Source organism: Rathayibacter sp. AY1C4 (assembly GCF_002932195.1).
Taxonomy (GTDB): domain Bacteria; phylum Actinomycetota; class Actinomycetes; order Actinomycetales; family Microbacteriaceae; genus Rathayibacter.
This window is the reverse complement of sequence record NZ_PSWE01000004.1, coordinates 100,145-116,027: the sequence shown is the minus strand read 5'-3', so window position 1 is coordinate 116,027 and position 15,883 is coordinate 100,145. Positions and strand designations below refer to the sequence as shown.

The following is a 15,883-nucleotide window of genomic DNA, read 5'->3' as shown; positions in this document are numbered from 1 at the left end:
TCTCGCAGTGTACGGCGGAGCGGCCGTCCGGGACCGGGAGGGAGCCCGGGGGCGCCCCGCCTGGAGGGATCCGGGCGCCGGATGTGCCGGCAGCGGCTCGTCCGGAGGGCGGAACGCGCCGGATCGCGCCGTCTCCGCCCCGTTCCCCGTCTCGGCCGCGGGAGGCCGGTCCGCGCCGGTAGCGTTGTGCGGGTCGATGCCGAGCGAGGAGGGCGACGGATGCTGGAGGCGGTTCTCGCGATCGCCGCGTGGTGCGCGGGCGCGGTGCTCGTCGTCAGCGGCGCCCTGAAGCTCGGCCGCACGGAGCGGTTCCGGGCGAGCCTCGAGGCGCTCGGGGTCCCCCTCCTCCTCCGGCGCCGCGGCTGGTTCGCGGCCGCCTTCCCCGTCGTCGAGATCGCGCTGGGCGCCGCGGTGGTGCTGGCGCCCGCTCCGGCGCACCGTGCCGCCCTCGTGCCGGTGGCGCTCCTCGACGCCGTGTTCCTCGTCGTCGCCGTCCGCGCGGTCCGCGCGACGGAGGACGTCGACTGCGAGTGCTTCGGCGGGCTGGGCTCGGCACGGATGACCGGACGCACCGTCGCGAGGAACGCGGTGCTGCTCGCGCTCGCGGTCGCCGGGGCCCTCGGCGGGCTCGCTCCGGCCGCGCTGCTCGGCGGCGGCGGTGCCTCGGCGGCGGCGTCCGGGCTCGCCGCCGCTCTCGCCGCGGTCTCGCTCGTGCTGGTGCGCGACCGCCGTGCGGCGTCGACGGCCGCTCGCGTCCGGGCGGCCGCCCGCCTGTCCGCAGCCGACAGGGAGTCCGCGCCGGGGCGCGCGCCCGAGGGCGACCTCTCGGCCGCCGACCTCGCGTTCGTCACGGTGGCCGGCGAGCTCCTGACGCTCGAGGAGCTGTCCCGCCCGGCGACGCACCTCGTCTTCTTCTCGCCCTCGTGCGCCGCCTGCCACGAGCTCGTCGAGCGCTTCCGCTGGTGGCCCCACGGCCTGCGCCCGGGCGAGGAGCTGCTGCCCGTCCTCCTCGGCAGCCGCGAGGACTTCGCGGTGCACGCCGTCTACGGGCCGCTCGTCGACCACGCCCTCTACGATCCGGAGGGCCGCGTCGCCGCCGCCCTCGGCCGAGCGGGGACGCCGGGCCACGTGCTGCTCACGCCCGAGCGTCCGCTCGGCGACGGCTGGACCTCGGGAGCCGCGTCGATCGAGGCACGCGTGCTCCGGCCCGGATTCCTCGCCGAGCTGCAGGCGGCCGGCCCGGACCCGGCTCCGGCGGCCGGCGGCGCGGTACCGGCGGGGTGACGACGGCCGGCGGGCGGAGCGGTGCCGCCGGGCTGTCGACGACCGACCGACGGCGGCCGGGCTCAGCGGCGCTCGAACTCGCCGGACATCGAGCCGTGCACGGGGTGGGCGGGATCGTCACCCACGGCGCGGGCGGGATCGTCGATCTCCACGGCGCGGGACGGGGGCTCCTCGTCGCTCGCGTCGAGGCCGAAGCCGTCCTCGAGCAGCTCCTGGGCGATGCGGCTCGACAGGCCGCTCCTCTCGCCCGGTCCGGGGTCGCTCTCCGGGTCGACGGGGGCGGCGAACGCCTGCTCGAGTCCGGACGCCGGCATCCCGGCGTCGTCGATCGAGTCGGCTCGCCCGTCGGAGGGTCCTCGTGCAGGTCTCGGCATGCGCCCGAGCGTAGAGGACGGGCCCCCGGAGGTCGACGCTCCGTCGCGCACTGCCGGGCCGCCCGCGCGCCGGGTCAGTCGTGCAGCGACCAGGAGTGGGGAGCGACCTGGACGCCGCCGACGGTCGCCGTCTCGTCGCCGATGTTCAGCGCGAGCCGCGCGGTGCGTCCCTCCGGGCCCTCCGCCACGAGCATCACGGCGGTGTTGGAGAGGTCGACCGTGCGGGTGCTCGCGCCGACCAGCCACGGGTTCCGTCGGCGGAACGCGACGACCTCCTGGTGGGCCCGGTAGGCCTCCCCGCCCGGCCACTCGGCGGGCTCGGCCGGGAACTCCGGGCGGATCGCGTCGTCGCCGCCGATCCGCTCCTCCTTGACGCCGCGCAGGCCCCGCTCGTCGCCGGAGTAGATGCTCGGCACGCCGGCGACGAAGCCGAGGATCGCCGTGGCGTGGCCGTGGTGGCGCTCGTCGCTGACGGCGCTGGCGATCCGGGTCACGTCGTGGTTGCCGACGAAGGTCAGGGGCAGGAACTCGCGGACGAAGTCGTCGTGGCGCTTCAGGGACCAGGCCAGCTCGAAGAGGTTCGCCTCCTCGAGGGAGTTGCGGACGGCCTTCCAGAGCTCGTACTGCGTGACCGAGTCGAGCCCGGACTCCCGCACGTAGCCGGTGTAGTCGCCGTGGATGACCTCGCCGACGAACCACGCGTCGGGGAAGCGCTGCCGCACCGGGTCGATCGCCGCGTGCCAGGCCGCCGGCGCGACCGCGTACGCCGCGTCGAGCCGCCAGCCGTCGATGCCCCGCTCGAGCCAGTGCGCGAGCACGGAGGACACGTGCTCCGCGACCTCGGGGTTCCCGTTGTCGAGCTCGACCAGAGCGTCGTGCCCCTCGAACACGTCGACGCGGAGGCCGTCGACCTCCTGCGACCGCTCGCTGCGGGAGAAGCGCGCCGCCTCGGGGGAGCTGTCGCCGGCCGCGACCGCGGCACGCCACCAGGGGTGCTCCCGTCCCACGTGGTTGAAGACCCCGTCGAGCAGCACCCGGATCCCGCGCTCGCGGCACGCGGCGATCAGCGCGTCGAGGTCTGCCTCGTCGCCGAGGCGGGGATCGACCCGGAAGTGGTCGACCGTGTCGTAGCCGTGGGTGGAGGAGGCGAAGACCGGCCCCAGCAGCAGCCCGTTGCAGCCCAGCGCCAGCAGGTCGTCGAGCCAGGGGAGCAGGGCGCGGAGGCGGTGCTGCGGCTCGTCGTCCGGGCCCGGACCCTCCGAGGCGCTCGCCTCGGCGCCCGTGAAGCCGAGCGGGTAGACGTGCCACCAGATCGCCGTCGAGATCCAACCGTCCGTCAGAGCCATCGTGGCCGTCCTCCCGGCCCGCTCGGGCGCGGGCCGCCGTCACTGTAGCGAGGCGGGCTGGACCGGAGCCGCGCCCGCTCACGAGCCGGGCCGCAGGGCGGTGATCCAGGCCAGCACGGCGAGGCCCGCCCGCACGGAGGCGGGTGCCGTGACGGTGCAGACGAGCAGCGCGAGAGCCGCGCAGGCGAGCCCGGCCACCGCGCTCCTCCGCTCGCCCGCCCACCGCAGCGCCCGCACGGACGCGATCACCGCGGCGACCGCCACGGCGACGGCGGGGAGGGCCCAGAGCGGATGCACGGAGGACGCGAGCGCGAGCAGGCCCAGCGCGAGCGCGGCGAGGCCGGGCTCGTACGGCCGGCGAGCGGGAGGGTGCCGCCGGGGCGGCCGGGGGAGGGCCGCGTCGGCCGGAGCGGATGGAGGGAGGAGTGCCGTCGTCGTCATGAGCCGATCCTCGTCAGGCGGCGGACTCTGCGGAGAGGCGATCGGCGGATCGGTGGACGAGAGGCGCCGAGCGCCTCCTGTGGAGGGACCGACCGGCGCGATCGGCGTCGTTCCGGGCGTCTCGGGGCCGGAATCGCCGGAGATCCGGGGCGGGGCTGGTAGGTTACCGACGGTCCGACCGGTTGAGGACGTCCGTCCCCGGCCGAGGACGATCCATCGAAACCAGCTGTTCCGACAGCGAGAACGTCCTGGGAGGACACTCCATGGCTGACAAGTCGCTCAACCGCACCGAGCTCGTCGCGAAGATCGCCGCCGACTCCGGCCAGAGCCAGGCCGCCGTCAACGGCGTCCTCGACTCGCTCTTCACCACCCTCGCCGACTCCGTGTCGAACGACGTGAAGGTCACCATCCCCGGCTGGATCGCCGTCGAGCGCACCTCCCGCGCCGCACGCACCGGCCGCAACCCGCAGACCGGCGAGACCATCCAGATCGCCGCCGGCCACTCGGTCAAGGTCTCCGCGGGCACCAAGCTCAAGGCCGCCGCGAAGTAGTCGCGCCCTCCGACACGGCCCCGGCACTGCGCCGGGGCCGTCGTCGTCCGCGGACGCGCCCGCCGATCGTCCGCGGACGCGCCCGCCGATCGTCCGCCGACGCGGCTGCCGATCAGCCGCGGAACGTAGGCTGGACCGGTGAATCGAACCGTCCGGATCGTCGGCCCTGCGCTCGTGCTCGTCGCCGCAGCGCTCGTCGCCCTCCTCTCGGCCCTGGCCTTCGGAGGGGGAGCCGCGGCTCCGCTGCTGAACGATCCCGGCCCCGTGGTCCGCTACGGCCTCCCGATCGCCAAGCTGGCTGTCAATCTCGGCGCCGCGGGCATGATCGGCTCGCTCGTGCTGACGCTGTTCGCGCTGAGCCCCCGCGCCGCCGCCGCCCGCGACGCACGGTCCTCGTCCCGATCTTCGACCGCTCACGCCTCCTCTCGCGGCGGCCAGTCCTCGCGCGGCGGCCAGTCCTCCTCCCGCGCCGGATCGACGCGCACCGCGGTCGCCCCCGCGCGCCCCGCGCCCGCCGAGGCCGCGCCCGAGCCGCGCACCGAGTTCTCGATCGCCCTCGACGTCGCCGCCGCCAGCGCCGCCTTCTTCGCGGCGGCCAGCGCGGTGACCGGGTTCCTCACCTTCCTCAACGTCACGCAGACGCCCCTGAGCCTCGACCGCGACTTCGGCACCAAGCTCAGCTACTTCATCGGCAGCATCCAGGTCGGCCAGGCCTGGCTCATCACGACGCTGCTCGCGGCCGTCGTCACCGTCCTCTGCTTCGCCGTCCGCAACCAGACCGCGCTCGTCTTCGTCACGGGCCTGGCCCTGCTCACGCTGCTGCCGATGGCGCAGCAGGGGCACGCGGCGGGAGCGAGCGGGCACGACGCCGCCGTCACGGCGCTGGGCCTGCACCTCGTCTTCGCGGCGATCTGGCTGGGCGGCCTCATCACCGTCATCGCCCTGCGGCCCCTGCTCGGCGGCTCCCGCCTGCTGCCCGTGATCGAGCGCTACTCCAGCCTCGCGCTCGTGAGCTTCGTCGTGGTCGCGGCGTCCGGCTACGTCAGCGCCGAGCTCCGGCTCGCCACTCTCGACAACCTGCTCACCGGCTACGGGATCCTCGTGCTGGTCAAGGTCGCGGCGCTGGTCGCGCTGGGCCTGTTCGGCGTGCTGCAGCGCCGCTACCTCATCGAGCGGATGCGGAAGGCCGGCGGCGTCGGCGGCCGCAGCTTCTGGTGGCTCGTCGGCGCCGAGATCGCCTTCATGGGGATCGCGTCCGGAGTCGCCGCGGCGCTCGCGCGCACCGCGACCCCGGTCGACCAGATCGCCGCGAGCCAGCTCACGGATCCGACCCCGGCCCAGCTGCTGACGGGCGAGCCCCTGCCGCCGCCCGCGAGCGCGATGAACTTCCTCACGCTCTGGAACATCGACCTGGTCTGGCTCCTGGTCTGCTCCTTCGCCATCGCGTTCTACGTCGCCGGAGTGGTGCGCCTGCACCGCCGCGGCGACCGCTGGCCCCTGCACCGCACGATCCTCTGGATCGCGGGCATGCTCCTCCTGGCCTACATCACGAACGGCGGGGTGAACGCGTACGAGAAGTACCTGTTCAGCGCCCACATGCTCTCGCACATGGTCCTCACCATGGCGGTGCCGCTGCTGCTCGTCCCGGCGGCACCGGTCACGCTCATCGCCCGCGCCGCCGCCCGCCGCACCGACGGCTCCCGCGGCGCCCGCGAGTGGGTGCTGCTCGCCGTGCACTCGCGCTTCGCCACCGCGATCTCGCACCCGATCGTCGCCGCGCTGCTGTTCGTCGGGTCGCTCTGGGGCTTCTACTACTCCCCGCTGTTCCGCTGGGCCACCACGGACCACATCGGCCACGAGTGGATGATCGTCCACTTCCTGATCACCGGCTACCTCTTCGTCAGCGTCCTGATCGGAGTGGACCCGAGCGTGCACCGCGTGCCCTACGCGATGCGCCTGCTGCTGCTGCTGGGCACCATGGCGTTCCACGCCTTCTTCGGCCTCGCACTGATGACGGGGGAGGGGCTGCTCCTCGCCGACTGGTACGGAGCGATGGGCTGGGGCACCTCCGCGCTCGCCGATCAGCAGGCGGCCGGCGGCATCGCGTGGAGCATCGGCGAGATCCCCACCCTCGCGCTCGCGATCGTCGTCGCGATGATGTGGAGCCGCTCCGACGCCCGCGAGACCAAGCGCCGCGACCGCCAGGCCGACCGCACCGGAGAGGCCGAGCTCACGGCCTACAACGACCGCCTGGCCGCCCTCCAGAAGCGCGGCTGATCCGCGCCCGGGCCCCGGGGTCCCGGCGGCCCGCGGGTACAGTGGAGCGGTGACTCAGCCGACCCTCTCCGACGAGCAGCAGCGGGTCTTCGACCTCATCGAGAACACGCGCGAGCACCTGTTCGTCACGGGTCGCGCGGGCACGGGCAAGTCCACCCTGCTCAACCACCTGAGCTGGAACACCGACAAGCAGATCGTCATCTGCGCCCCCACCGGCGTCGCGGCGCTGAACGTCGGCGGCCAGACCATCCACTCGCTCTTCCGACTGCCGATCGGCGTCATCGCCGACTCCGACCTCGACCAGCCGCCCGAGCTGCGCAAGCTCCTCAACACCATCGACACACTCGTCATCGACGAGATCTCCATGGTCAACGCCGACCTGCTCGACGGGATCGACCGCAGCCTCCGGCAGGCGCGGCAGCGGCGCTCCGAGCCGTTCGGGGGCGTGCAGGTCGTCCTCTTCGGCGACCCGTTCCAGCTCGCGCCCGTTCCCGGCGATCCGGAGGAGCGCGCCTACTTCGCCGACCGCTACCGCTCGCTGTGGTTCTTCGACGCCCTCGTCTGGCAGGAGGCGCCGCTGCGGATCGTCGAGCTCGGCCGGATCCACCGGCAGAGCGACGAGCGCTTCAAGTGGATGCTCAACGCGGTCCGCTTCGGCATGGTGACGAAGGAGATCGCCGACGTGCTGAACGCGGCGGGCGCGCGGACGCCTCCGGCCGACGACGCGATCACGCTCGCGACCCGCAACGACACGGTCAACCGCATCAACCAGGCGGCGCTCGCGCGGCTGAAGGGCCCGCTGAAGACCGCGTCGGCCGAGATCAGCGGCGACTTCGGCGGGCGCGCCTATCCGGCGGACCAGAACCTCGAGCTCAAGATCGGCGCGCACGTGATGTTCCTGCGCAACGACTCCGAGCAGCGTTGGGTGAACGGCACGATCGGCCGGGTGACGAAGGTCGCGGGGACGGTGTGGGTCGAGGTGGACGGCGAGGTCCACGAGGTCGAGCCCGCGACCTGGGAGCGCTACCGCTACTCCTACTCCGCCGCGACGAAGAAGCTCACCCGCGAGATCGTCGCCGAGTTCGCGCAGTTCCCGCTCCGCCTGGCGTGGGCGGTCACGATCCACAAGTCGCAGGGCAAGACCTACGACTCCGCCGTGGTCGACCTCGGGCAGCGCGCCTTCGCCCCCGGGCAGACCTACGTGGCGCTCAGCCGCATCACGAGCCTCGAGGGGCTCTACCTGACGCGGCCGCTCCGGCCGAGCGACATCATCGTCGACAAGGACGTGCTGCGCTTCATGTCCGAACGGCGAGCCGAGCCGGCCGCCGTCGCGGAGGCGTCCGCGGACTGACGCCCCGCGGAGGACGTGGGAGCAGGGGCCTCAGGCCGCCGCGCAGGTCCGGGCGAGATCGCGGAACAGCTCCGTCGTCAGCCGGTACGCCTCCGCGACCTCCGCGATGACCCGCTCGCGCTCCTCCTCGTCCCAGCCCGCGGCGTCTAGCTGCTCGCGATAGGTGGCGCGGAAGGCCGACGGTGCGGCGATCTCGCCGAAGAGGAAGAAGCCGACGCCGTTGGTCTCGAAGCCGAACCGCCGCTGCAGCAGCCCGCGGACGATCGCGCAGCCGGAGAGGTCACCGAGGTAGCGCGTGTAGTGGTGGGCGACGAAGCCGCCGCTCCAGCCCGAGGCCACGGTGCGGATCCGGTCGACGTAGGCGCTGGTCGAGGGCAGCGGGCGGATGCGCTCGCGCCAGTCCTCGCCGACGAGGAAGCGCAGGTCCTCCGCGATCGCGGGGAGCCGGGTGAGCTTGGCCGAGAGGAAGGGCTCCGCGACCGGATCGCCGGCCATGTCCTCCGCCACGGCCTCGAGGGCCTCGTAGACGAAGTAGTGCTGCGAGATGAGCGCGATGTAGTCGTCGCGGCTGCCGGAGCCGGTCATCAGCGAGGTCATGAAGGCGGCGCCCTCGTCGTCCGCGCCGGACTGCCCGATGCGCAGGCGCAGGGCCTCGGAGAACGGGATGACGTTCGACACGGTGGCCTCCCTCGGCGACTGAGGACTGCCTTACCTTAGCCGAGCGGAGCCGCTGGGACCAGAGGCGTCAGTGCCCGTGTCCGCCGTCGACGACGACGGAGTGCATCATCCCGCCCATGTCGCCCGAGCCGCCCGAGGAGGCGGCCATGGCGGGGGTGGCGAGGGCGGAGACGGTGAGCGCGCCGGCCAGGAGTCCGACGAGAGCTCGCGACGGTGAGACGGCCTTCTCCTCGACGCGCGGAGAGCGGAGCGAGACGGCCACCACGGCGACCGCGATCAGCTGGAGGACCGCGGCGGCCAGCGCGGGGAGGGGCTCGGCGAGTGCGCCGAGGGCCAGTGCGAGGGCGAACGCCGCCAGGGAGGCGACCGCGACGACCAGCGCGGAGCGCGGCACGACGATCCGGCCGCGTGCCAGGACGAGGACCGCCCAGAGGATCTCGACAGCACCGAGCGCTCCGATCACCGGAGCCTGCACGCCCTCGCCGCCGGCGGCGAGCGAGAGGTGGACGAGCCCGGCGCCGAGTCCGGCGAAAGCGGCGTTGCAGCGGGCCACGGTGGTCATGGCGGCTCCTTCGCTGGATCGGGGAAGAAGAGGAGGCCCCGGATCGACACACCGCATCGTGTCGTCCGGGGCCGTTCAGTCCGTCCGCCGCGGAAAACGGCGGGCCCACGGCGGACGGAGTAGAGGGGGGCGGCGGGTGCCGCCCTGGTCAGGCGGTCGCGGCGGTGCGCGTCCTCGCCGTCTTCTCGGTGCCGAGTCCGACTCCCAGGAGCACCAGCGCGCTGGCCAGGTGCAGGAAGTGGTCGGCGGTGTTCAGCGCCAGCACGTTCAGAGCGGTGTCGACCAGGAAGAAGCCGGCGATGCCGAGCAGCAGGTACACCGCTCCGACGGTCACGTTGACGGTCTTCGCCGCGGCGACGGTCGACAGGCCCGCGATCAGCAGCGCGCCTCCGATGAGCAGGTGGGCGATGTTGTGCAGCGGGTTCACCTCGAAGATGCCGAGCAGGAGCCCGCCTTCGGTCGAGAGGAACTGCACGCCTCCGGTCACGACGAAGCCGAGCAGCCCGACGACGACGTAGACGGCTCCGAAGAGAGTCGCCAGCAGTCGATTGGGGGATCTGCGCATGGTCTCTTACCTCCTTCGAGCAGCGCCTCTGCGCTGTACTCCCTCTCTTCGTAACCGGGCGCCTGCCGGTTTGGGAACGGGGTGGACTCCGCCGGTCACGGTCAGGACACGAATCGCGATCGGGCGCTCAGCGGCCCTCTCCGGCCCGACGGAGCCCCCGTACAGTGGTGCCGTTCGCAGACGACGGGGGAGTCGCACGGCATGGGATCTCGCAGACGGACGCGGACGGGGCTGCTCGTCGTCCCGGTCCTCGTGCTCGCACTGGCCGGCTGCACGCCCGCCGCCGCCTCGCGCGTGGCGGAGGCGCCCGCGCAGGCGGCGTCGGAGGAGCTCGCCTCCGCCCTGTCGGGGTTCCTCGACGAGACGGTCGGCGTCGCCGGCGCGACCGGAGCGGTCGCCGGCGTCTGGTCGCCATGGGGCGGCAGCTGGGAGGGCGCGGTCGGCTGGGAGTCGGACGAGCGCACCACCGCCCTCACCACCGACGCGCACCTGCGGCTCGGCACCGGCGGCACCGAGGCGATGACCTGCGACGTGGTCCTCGCCCTCGCCGACTCCGGCCGGGTCGACCTCGACGCCGACGTCGGCGAGACGCTTCGCTCCCTGCCCGGCATCGACGGCCTCACGCTGCGCGAGCTCTGCGCGCACACCTCCGGCCTGGCCGACTTCCGCTCGGCGCTCTGGCCGACCGTGCTCCAGAACCCCCCGCGGCAGTGGCCGACGCTCGAGCTGCTCGCCGCGGCCCAGGTGCGCGGCGCCTCGGCCGAGCCCGGAGCGGCGTGGTCCGACTCCGCCACCGGTCCGCTGCTCGCCGGCATCGTCGCCGCGCAGGTGACCGGTCGGAGCATCGGGGAGCTCTACGACCAGTACGTGGTGCCGCGGTACGGGCTGCGCAGCACGGAGCTGCCCGGCGCCTCCGAGGTCGACCTGCCCGCTCCGTCCCCCCGCGGCTACGCGGTCGCGCTGGACCCGGCGACCGGGGAGAAGCGCTGCGACGTGCGGCTCGACGTCACCGCCGCGTCCCCGTCCGCGCTCGGCGCCGCGGGCGGAGCGCTGACCGATCTGGAGGACCTCCGGCGGCTGGCGACGGGGCTCGCGGCCGATCCCGCGGGCGACGCCATGTGGCAGGACCCGGTCGTCCAGGGCCAGGGCCGCGCCGACTACCTCCGCGCCGGGCTCGGCGGGCACGAGGCGGGACCCCTCCGCGGCTTCTCGGGTCTCGCGCCCGGCTTCGTCACCGCGGCCTACTCCGACCCGGTCTCGGGCCTGACCGTGGCCGTCTCGATCAACAGCTCGACGCCTGGCGGCGACTTCGCTGCGACGGTCGCCCGCACCCTGGCCGCCATCGCGGTCGAGCAGGGAGCCGCGACGGGAGCCGAGGGCCTGCCCCGGCTCCCGTGGACGGCCGACGGCGAGCGCGGCGCCGTGCAGGGGACCCCGACGCGCTGCTGATCCGGCGGCGCCCTACTCTGGTGCCATGCCGATCACTCCCGACACCAAGGACTGGACCTGGGTCCTCGAGCGCCCCTGCCTCGAGTGCGGTTTCGACGCCTCGCTCGTCGACGCCGACGAGGTCGCCGAGCTCATCCGCGAGAACGCCGCCGCCTGGCCCTACGTGCTCGACCGCGACGATGCGGCGGGCCGGCCCGACGACGAGACCTGGTCGCCGCTCGAGTACGCCGCGCACGTGCGCGACGTGCACCGCATCTACCGCACCCGCGTGCAGCTGATGCTCGCCGGCGACGACCCGCTCTACCCCAACTGGGACCAGGACGTCACCGCCGTGGAGGAGCGCTACGACCAGCAGGACCCCGCGACGGTCGGCCGCGAGCTGGTCGAGGCGGCCGAGCGCATCGCCGAGGTGTTCGACTCCGTCGCCGGTGCCCAGTGGCAGCGCCGAGGCCGCCGCAGCGACGGCGCGGCGTTCACGGTCGACACGATCGCCCGCTACTACCTGCACGACGTCCAGCACCACCTGCACGACGTGCAGGGCTGAGCTCAGGTGTCGATGAGCTGGGGATTGAGGAACGAGAGCGTCCGCGCGTAGGCGAGCGCCGCGGAGGCGGGGCTGACCGCGTCGCGCAGGTTGCCGTTCGCGAAGTGCCGCTGCGTGTCCGGGTAGGTGTGCGCCGTGACCGGCGTCCCCGACTCCTTCAGCCGCCCGACGAACGACTCCGGGTCGTCGCCCGCGGGCCACTCGTCGCTCTGCGCGTAGTGCAGGAGGGTGGGGCACGGGACCAGAACGTGCTCCTCCGCACCGAGGGTGGCGTAGTACGCGACCACCGCGTCCACGAGCCCGGTGCCCGCGGCGAGCAGCCCGAGGCGGCCGCCGAAGCCGAAGCCGATGACGGCGCTGCGCGGCGCCCCGGCCGCGACTCCGGTGCCGACCGCCTCGGCGACGGCGGCGAGGGTGCGGTCCTGCGCGGCCATCGCGGCGAGGTCGCGCGCGTCCTCCGGGGCGAGCGTGGCCCAGCCGTCGTAGAGGTCGGGCACGAGCACGTGGTAGCCGTGCTTCGCCACGGCCTCGGCGAACGGCTCCAGCCACGGCAGGCGCCCGAACACGTCGTGCAGCACGACCACCACGGGCCGGCCGGGGTGCCCGTACTCGAGGGCGACGCCCGGCGACGGGATCTGGACGAGCTCTGTCACCCCTCCACCCTGCCCTCTGCGTCCCGCGATCCCGCGCGCTGCCGCGGATCCGCCCGGCGTGTCGCATCGAAACGCCGCGCGGGCGCCTCACCGCTCCGCGCGGCCGTGCGGCTCCAGCGGCAGGACGACCTGCTCGCGCAAGTGCTCGTAGACGACCGAGGTGCGCACGTCGGCGACCTCGCGGCGCTGCGTCAGCTCGTCGATGACGAAGGCGTAGAGGTCCTGGTTGTCGCGGACGGCGACGTGGATGATGAAGTCCTCCGAGCCGGAGGTGACGAACACGCCGACCGTCTCGTCGAGGCCGGCGACCCAGTCGCGGAAGGCCTCGATGATCTCGCGCGACGGCGGACGGATGCGGACCGCGACCAGCGCCTGCATGCCGCGCCCGAGGGCCGCGAAGTCGAGAGTGAGCGTCGCGCCGGTGATCACGCCGCGGCGCCGGAGGCTCCTCGTGCGGTGGTCGGCGAGACGTGCACGGCGGCTGCGAGGTCACGGTTCGTGATCCGTGCATCCGACTGCAGGACCTGCAGGATCCGGACGTCGAGTTCGTCGAGTGCCGCTCCTGGGCCGTTCTGCTGGTCGTTCATACGGAGATCCTGCCGAAGGGGAGCCCTCCTGCCTACTGTTCGTGACGTCACTGCGCACGAACCGAGGAGCATCATGACCATCCCCGCCCCCGACGCCGTCGGCTTCCACCCCGACGAGATCGACACCGCCGCGCCCACCCGCTCGGCCCGCCTCAAGTGGGTGGTCGTCGTCGACGAGTCCCTCCCCGCCGGTCGCGCCGTGAACGCCGCGATCTGCGTGGGCGCCGCGACGGCCGCGCACGTCGCGGGACTGCTCGGACCGAGCCCCGCCGACGCGTCCGGATCGCTGCATCCCGGTCTGCCGTGGGCCGGCTGCACGGTCCTCGCCGCCGACGCGGCCACCCTGCTCGCGATCCGCGCGAAGGCCGAGGCGCACGAGGGGACGTTCGTCGCCGACATGCCCGCATCCGCGCAGGCCACCCGGGTGTACGACGAGTACCGGGAGGCGGTGGCGGCGAGCGGCTCCGACGAGCTGCAGTACCTCGCGGTCAGCCTGGTGGGGCCGAGGAACCGGATCGACAGGATCGTCGGGCGGCTGCCGCTGCTGGGATGACGGACGCCGCTGCGCTGCCGGACGCCGCTGGGCTGACGGACGCCGCTGGGCTGACGGACGCCGCTGGGCTGACGGACGCCGCTGGTCTGCCGGTTGCCGCTGCAGCGCCGGAGGAGGAGCCGCTCGCGTCGGGCCGGAGGATCGGCCGCAGACGAGGGGAGGAGGAGAGCGAGTGACGGGAATCGAACCCGCGCCATCTGCTTGGGAAGCAGAAGTTCTACCATTGAACTACACTCGCGCGGCGCCGCTCGGGCGCACCAGGACATCGTAGCAAGGCCCGGAGCCGGCCCATGCCCCGGGTCGCGCCACGCCCTAGGATCGCAGCGTGCTCCTCTCCGACCGCGACATCTCGCTCGAACTCGCCTCCGGCCGCGTGGGGCTCGCCCCGCACGATCCGTCGATGCTGCAGCCGTCGTCCGTCGATGTGCGCCTCGACCGCTTCTTCCGGCTGTTCGACAACCACCGCTACCCGTACATCGATCCGGCCGAGGACCAGCCCGAGCTGACCCGCCTGGTCGAGACGCCGCAGGGCGAGCCGTTCATCCTCCACCCGGGAGAGTTCGTGCTCGGCTCGACCTACGAGGAGGTGTCGCTGCCGGACGACATCGCGGCGCGCCTCGAGGGCAAGAGCTCTCTCGGACGGCTCGGGCTGCTGACCCACTCGACCGCCGGGTTCATCGATCCGGGCTTCACCGGCCACGTCACCCTCGAGCTCAGCAACGTCGCGACGCTCCCCATCACGCTCTGGCCGGGGATGAAGATCGGCCAGATGTGCTTCTTCCGCCTCAGCTCGCCCGCCGAGAAGCCCTACGGCTCGGCGGAGTACAGCTCGCGGTACCAGGGCCAGCGCGGTCCGACCGCGTCGCGCTCGGCGCTCGGCTTCCACCGCACGGACGTCTACACCGACTGACGCCGGCGAAGGGATCAGGGCGCGGGGGTCAGCCCAGCAGGCGGGGGAGCTGCAGCACGAGCCAGGGGGAGAACGCCCAGGGGGTCGAGCGGACGGCGGCGAGCGTCGACTCGGCATCGACCCACTCGTAGTCCATGACCTCGTCGAGGCGCGGATCGAGGGCGTCGCGGCTCGACAGCGTCGCCGTGTAGACGGGGCAGATCTCGTTCTCGACGACGCCGGACGCGTCGACCGCGCGGTAGCGGAAGTCCGGCAGGGCGACCTCCAGCGTGGCCAGCCGGGCGCCGAGCTCGCGCTCGGCCCGGCGGACGACGGCGTCCTCGATCCGCTCGCCCGGGGCGGGGTGCCCGCAGAAGGAGTTGGTCCAGACGCCCGGCCAGGTGCGCTTCTCGAGTGCGCGGCGGGTCACCAGAAGCGCGCCGTCCGGGGAGAAGACGTGGCAGGAGAACGCGAGGTGCAGGGGAGTGGCCGTGTCGTGCACGGTCGCCTTGTCGGCGACCCCCACGGCGTTCCCGGCCTCGTCGAGGAGGACCACCTGCTCGATCCGGTCCGTCTGCACAGTGGCGGCTGGCGAAGTCATACCCGCAAGTCAAGCACGCCGCAACACATCAGCCGGCTTATCGTCCTGGTTCTCCCCTTTGTTAGCCTTCCCACGTGGATACGCGCGACCCCGTGGTTCTGTCCCGGTTGAGGCAGGAGCACGTCGATGCCGTCCTGGACAGGTTCTTCTCGTTGGCGAGGTCCCGGGCGGTGCGTCTCGGACCCCGCTACCTGACCCTCTGGCAGACGCTGGAGGCCAACACCCGCGGCGGTAAGCGCTTCCGCCCGCTGATGGTGATCTCCGCGTACGAGGCCCACGGCGGCCAGGATCCGGAGGCCGCCGCCCACCTCGGCGCGGCGTTCGAGCTGCTGCACACCGCGCTGATCGTGCATGACGACGTGATCGACCGCGACTTCGTGCGCCGCGGCGGCCCGAACGTCTCGGGCAGCTACCGCGACGAGGCGACGACCGCGGGCCTCTCCATCCCGATCGCCGAGCACCGGGGCACCTCGGTGGCCGTGATCGCCGGGGACCTCGCCCTCACCGGCGCCCACCGCCTCGTCGAGGGCGTCGGCGCCTCCGACGGCGTGCGGGCCCGCCTGCTCACCCTGCTCGACGAGGCCGTCTTCGCCTCCGCCGCGGGTGAGCTGGCCGATGTGGACTTCTCCCTCATGCCGGGCATGCCCTCGGTCGACGAGGTGCTCGAGATGGAGCGCCTCAAGACGGCCGTCTACTCGTTCGAGGCGCCGCTGCAGGCCGGAGCGATCCTCGCCGGGGCCTCGGACGCCGCGGTGGACGCCCTCGGCGAGTTCGGCCGCTGGATCGGCATCGCCTATCAGATCGTCGACGACCTGCTCGGGGTCTTCGGCTCGGAGGGGCAGACCGGCAAGACCACGCTGGGCGACCTCCGCGAGGGCAAGCGCACCGTCCTCATCGCCCACGCGGCCGGCACGGACTGCTGGCCCGACATCGAGGCGCTGATCGGCGACGAGCACCTCGCGCCCGAGACCGCGGAGAAGGTGCGCGGCATCCTCGAGGAGTGCGGCGCCCGCAGCTACGCCGAGGGGCTCGCGAACCAGTTCGCCGATCGCGCCTGGGCGGCTCTGGAGACGCCCGCGGTGTCGGAGGCCTTCCGCAACGAGGTCCGCCCGCTCGTGGCCAGCGTGGTCGGGCGCACCCGATGAGCGCTGTCCGCCACGCGCGGATGCGCGCGACGA

Annotated in this window: 19 protein-coding genes and 1 tRNA gene; 9 read left to right on the top strand and 11 right to left on the bottom strand. The window is 73.4% G+C overall.

From position 1 onward, the window contains the following. Window positions 1-219 precede the first annotated feature (219 nt). On the top strand, window positions 220-1,284 hold the full coding sequence (locus C5C99_RS17425; protein ID WP_104327371.1) for a MauE/DoxX family redox-associated membrane protein: 1,065 nt from the start codon (window positions 220-222) through the stop codon (window positions 1,282-1,284). Window positions 1,285-1,346: 62 nt separating this feature from the next. On the opposite strand, the gene C5C99_RS17420 is transcribed toward C5C99_RS17425, so the two are convergent. The 3 genes from C5C99_RS17420 to C5C99_RS03355 all read right to left on the bottom strand — a co-directional run bounded on the left by C5C99_RS17420 (window position 1,347) and on the right by C5C99_RS03355 (window position 3,445). Then, entirely contained in the window at window positions 1,347-1,658 is a 312-nt protein-coding gene (locus C5C99_RS17420) for a hypothetical protein (RefSeq protein ID WP_146084422.1), read from the bottom strand. Window positions 1,659-1,732: 74 nt separating this feature from the next. Beyond that, a complete protein-coding gene (locus tag C5C99_RS03360; RefSeq protein WP_104339587.1) occupies window positions 1,733-3,004 on the bottom strand; it encodes an alpha-amylase family glycosyl hydrolase in 1,272 nt (423 codons plus the stop codon). A gap of 78 nt (window positions 3,005-3,082) precedes the next feature. Next, window positions 3,083-3,445 carry a hypothetical protein gene (locus C5C99_RS03355; RefSeq protein ID WP_104339586.1) on the bottom strand — a complete coding sequence of 121 codons (363 nt, stop codon included), beginning with the start codon at window positions 3,443-3,445 and terminating at the stop codon, window positions 3,083-3,085. A gap of 263 nt (window positions 3,446-3,708) precedes the next feature. Between C5C99_RS03355 and C5C99_RS03350 the strand changes: the two genes are divergently transcribed. From C5C99_RS03350 to C5C99_RS03340, 3 genes are all read left to right on the top strand, one after another. Further along, the gene (locus tag C5C99_RS03350; protein ID WP_056037903.1) at window positions 3,709-3,996 is read left to right on the top strand and encodes an HU family DNA-binding protein; all 288 of its coding nucleotides are present in this window, start codon (window positions 3,709-3,711) and stop codon (window positions 3,994-3,996) included. Window positions 3,997-4,134: 138 nt separating this feature from the next. Beyond that, complete coding sequence (locus C5C99_RS03345) at window positions 4,135-6,273, top strand: bifunctional copper resistance protein CopD/cytochrome c oxidase assembly protein (protein ID WP_258063613.1); 2,139 nt, start codon at window positions 4,135-4,137, stop codon at window positions 6,271-6,273. Between the two features lie 49 nt (window positions 6,274-6,322). Further along, the gene (locus tag C5C99_RS03340) at window positions 6,323-7,624 is read left to right on the top strand and encodes an ATP-dependent RecD-like DNA helicase (protein WP_104222908.1); all 1,302 of its coding nucleotides are present in this window, start codon (window positions 6,323-6,325) and stop codon (window positions 7,622-7,624) included. 30 nt (window positions 7,625-7,654) lie between these two features. On the opposite strand, the gene C5C99_RS03335 is transcribed toward C5C99_RS03340, so the two are convergent. The 3 genes from C5C99_RS03335 to C5C99_RS03325 all read right to left on the bottom strand — a co-directional run bounded on the left by C5C99_RS03335 (window position 7,655) and on the right by C5C99_RS03325 (window position 9,429). Further along, window positions 7,655-8,302: a heme oxygenase (biliverdin-producing) gene (locus tag C5C99_RS03335; RefSeq protein WP_104226125.1), complete on the bottom strand. Its 648-nt coding sequence runs from the start codon at window positions 8,300-8,302 to the stop codon at window positions 7,655-7,657. A 67-nt stretch (window positions 8,303-8,369) separates the two neighbouring features. Beyond that, entirely contained in the window at window positions 8,370-8,864 is a 495-nt protein-coding gene (locus C5C99_RS03330; protein WP_104339585.1) for a hypothetical protein, read from the bottom strand. A gap of 148 nt (window positions 8,865-9,012) precedes the next feature. Further along, window positions 9,013-9,429: a DUF4383 domain-containing protein gene (locus C5C99_RS03325; RefSeq protein WP_104339584.1), complete on the bottom strand. Its 417-nt coding sequence runs from the start codon at window positions 9,427-9,429 to the stop codon at window positions 9,013-9,015. 201 nt (window positions 9,430-9,630) lie between these two features. Between C5C99_RS03325 and C5C99_RS03320 the strand changes: the two genes are divergently transcribed. Beyond that, window positions 9,631-10,878, top strand: coding sequence for a serine hydrolase (locus C5C99_RS03320; RefSeq protein WP_104267178.1), 1,248 nt, complete (start codon window positions 9,631-9,633; stop codon window positions 10,876-10,878). 25 nt (window positions 10,879-10,903) lie between these two features. Further along, entirely contained in the window at window positions 10,904-11,422 is a 519-nt protein-coding gene (locus C5C99_RS03315) for a DinB family protein (protein WP_104222903.1), read from the top strand. 2 nt (window positions 11,423-11,424) lie between these two features. On the opposite strand, the gene C5C99_RS03310 is transcribed toward C5C99_RS03315, so the two are convergent. The 3 genes from C5C99_RS03310 to C5C99_RS17415 form a co-directional block, all read right to left on the bottom strand. Continuing rightward, complete coding sequence (locus C5C99_RS03310) at window positions 11,425-12,075, bottom strand: dienelactone hydrolase family protein (protein ID WP_104237610.1); 651 nt, start codon at window positions 12,073-12,075, stop codon at window positions 11,425-11,427. An 87-nt stretch (window positions 12,076-12,162) separates the two neighbouring features. After that, window positions 12,163-12,504 (bottom strand): Lrp/AsnC family transcriptional regulator, encoded by a 342-nt coding sequence (locus C5C99_RS03305; RefSeq protein ID WP_104339583.1) that lies wholly within the window; start codon window positions 12,502-12,504, stop codon window positions 12,163-12,165. Continuing rightward, window positions 12,501-12,662: an Lrp/AsnC family transcriptional regulator gene (locus C5C99_RS17415; protein ID WP_104222900.1), complete on the bottom strand. Its 162-nt coding sequence runs from the start codon at window positions 12,660-12,662 to the stop codon at window positions 12,501-12,503. The genes C5C99_RS03305 and C5C99_RS17415 overlap by 4 nt, the downstream gene beginning before the upstream one ends. Window positions 12,663-12,735: 73 nt before the next feature. On the opposite strand from C5C99_RS17415, the gene C5C99_RS03295 reads away from it, so the two are divergent. Then, window positions 12,736-13,215 (top strand): DUF2000 domain-containing protein, encoded by a 480-nt coding sequence (locus C5C99_RS03295; protein ID WP_104249914.1) that lies wholly within the window; start codon window positions 12,736-12,738, stop codon window positions 13,213-13,215. Between the two features lie 167 nt (window positions 13,216-13,382). On the opposite strand, the gene C5C99_RS03285 is transcribed toward C5C99_RS03295, so the two are convergent. Continuing rightward, a tRNA-Gly gene (locus C5C99_RS03285) sits at window positions 13,383-13,453 on the bottom strand. A gap of 87 nt (window positions 13,454-13,540) precedes the next feature. On the opposite strand from C5C99_RS03285, the gene dcd reads away from it, so the two are divergent. After that, window positions 13,541-14,125, top strand: coding sequence for a dCTP deaminase (gene dcd, locus C5C99_RS03280; protein WP_104246931.1), 585 nt, complete (start codon window positions 13,541-13,543; stop codon window positions 14,123-14,125). 28 nt (window positions 14,126-14,153) lie between these two features. Here dcd and idi read toward each other — a convergent pair whose 3' ends face one another. After that, complete coding sequence (gene idi / locus C5C99_RS03275; RefSeq protein WP_104337213.1) at window positions 14,154-14,705, bottom strand: isopentenyl-diphosphate Delta-isomerase; 552 nt, start codon at window positions 14,703-14,705, stop codon at window positions 14,154-14,156. Between the two features lie 170 nt (window positions 14,706-14,875). Between idi and C5C99_RS03270 the strand changes: the two genes are divergently transcribed. Next, a complete protein-coding gene (locus C5C99_RS03270) occupies window positions 14,876-15,850 on the top strand; it encodes a polyprenyl synthetase family protein (protein ID WP_244229492.1) in 975 nt (324 codons plus the stop codon). Window positions 15,851-15,883 lie beyond the last annotated feature (33 nt).

Excerpts from the sequence above, each read along its gene's own strand:
- C5C99_RS17415 (WP_104222900.1), bottom strand. The coding sequence starts at position 12,662 with ATGAACGACCAGCAGAACGGCCCAGGAGCGGCACTCGACGAACTCGAC.
- C5C99_RS03295 (WP_104249914.1), top strand. The coding sequence starts at position 12,736 with ATGACCATCCCCGCCCCCGACGCCGTCGGCTTCCACCCCGACGAGATC.
- idi (WP_104337213.1), bottom strand. The coding sequence starts at position 14,705 with ATGACTTCGCCAGCCGCCACTGTGCAGACGGACCGGATCGAGCAGGTG.
- C5C99_RS03315 (WP_104222903.1), top strand. The coding sequence starts at position 10,904 with ATGCCGATCACTCCCGACACCAAGGACTGGACCTGGGTCCTCGAGCGC.
- C5C99_RS03320 (WP_104267178.1), top strand. The coding sequence starts at position 9,631 with ATGGGATCTCGCAGACGGACGCGGACGGGGCTGCTCGTCGTCCCGGTC.
- C5C99_RS03360 (WP_104339587.1), bottom strand. The coding sequence starts at position 3,004 with ATGGCTCTGACGGACGGTTGGATCTCGACGGCGATCTGGTGGCACGTC.
- C5C99_RS03355 (WP_104339586.1), bottom strand. The coding sequence starts at position 3,445 with ATGACGACGACGGCACTCCTCCCTCCATCCGCTCCGGCCGACGCGGCC.
- C5C99_RS17425 (WP_104327371.1), top strand. The coding sequence starts at position 220 with ATGCTGGAGGCGGTTCTCGCGATCGCCGCGTGGTGCGCGGGCGCGGTG.
- C5C99_RS03325 (WP_104339584.1), bottom strand. The coding sequence starts at position 9,429 with ATGCGCAGATCCCCCAATCGACTGCTGGCGACTCTCTTCGGAGCCGTC.
- C5C99_RS03330 (WP_104339585.1), bottom strand. The coding sequence starts at position 8,864 with ATGACCACCGTGGCCCGCTGCAACGCCGCTTTCGCCGGACTCGGCGCC.
- C5C99_RS03350 (WP_056037903.1), top strand. The coding sequence starts at position 3,709 with ATGGCTGACAAGTCGCTCAACCGCACCGAGCTCGTCGCGAAGATCGCC.
- C5C99_RS17420 (WP_146084422.1), bottom strand. The coding sequence starts at position 1,658 with ATGCCGAGACCTGCACGAGGACCCTCCGACGGGCGAGCCGACTCGATC.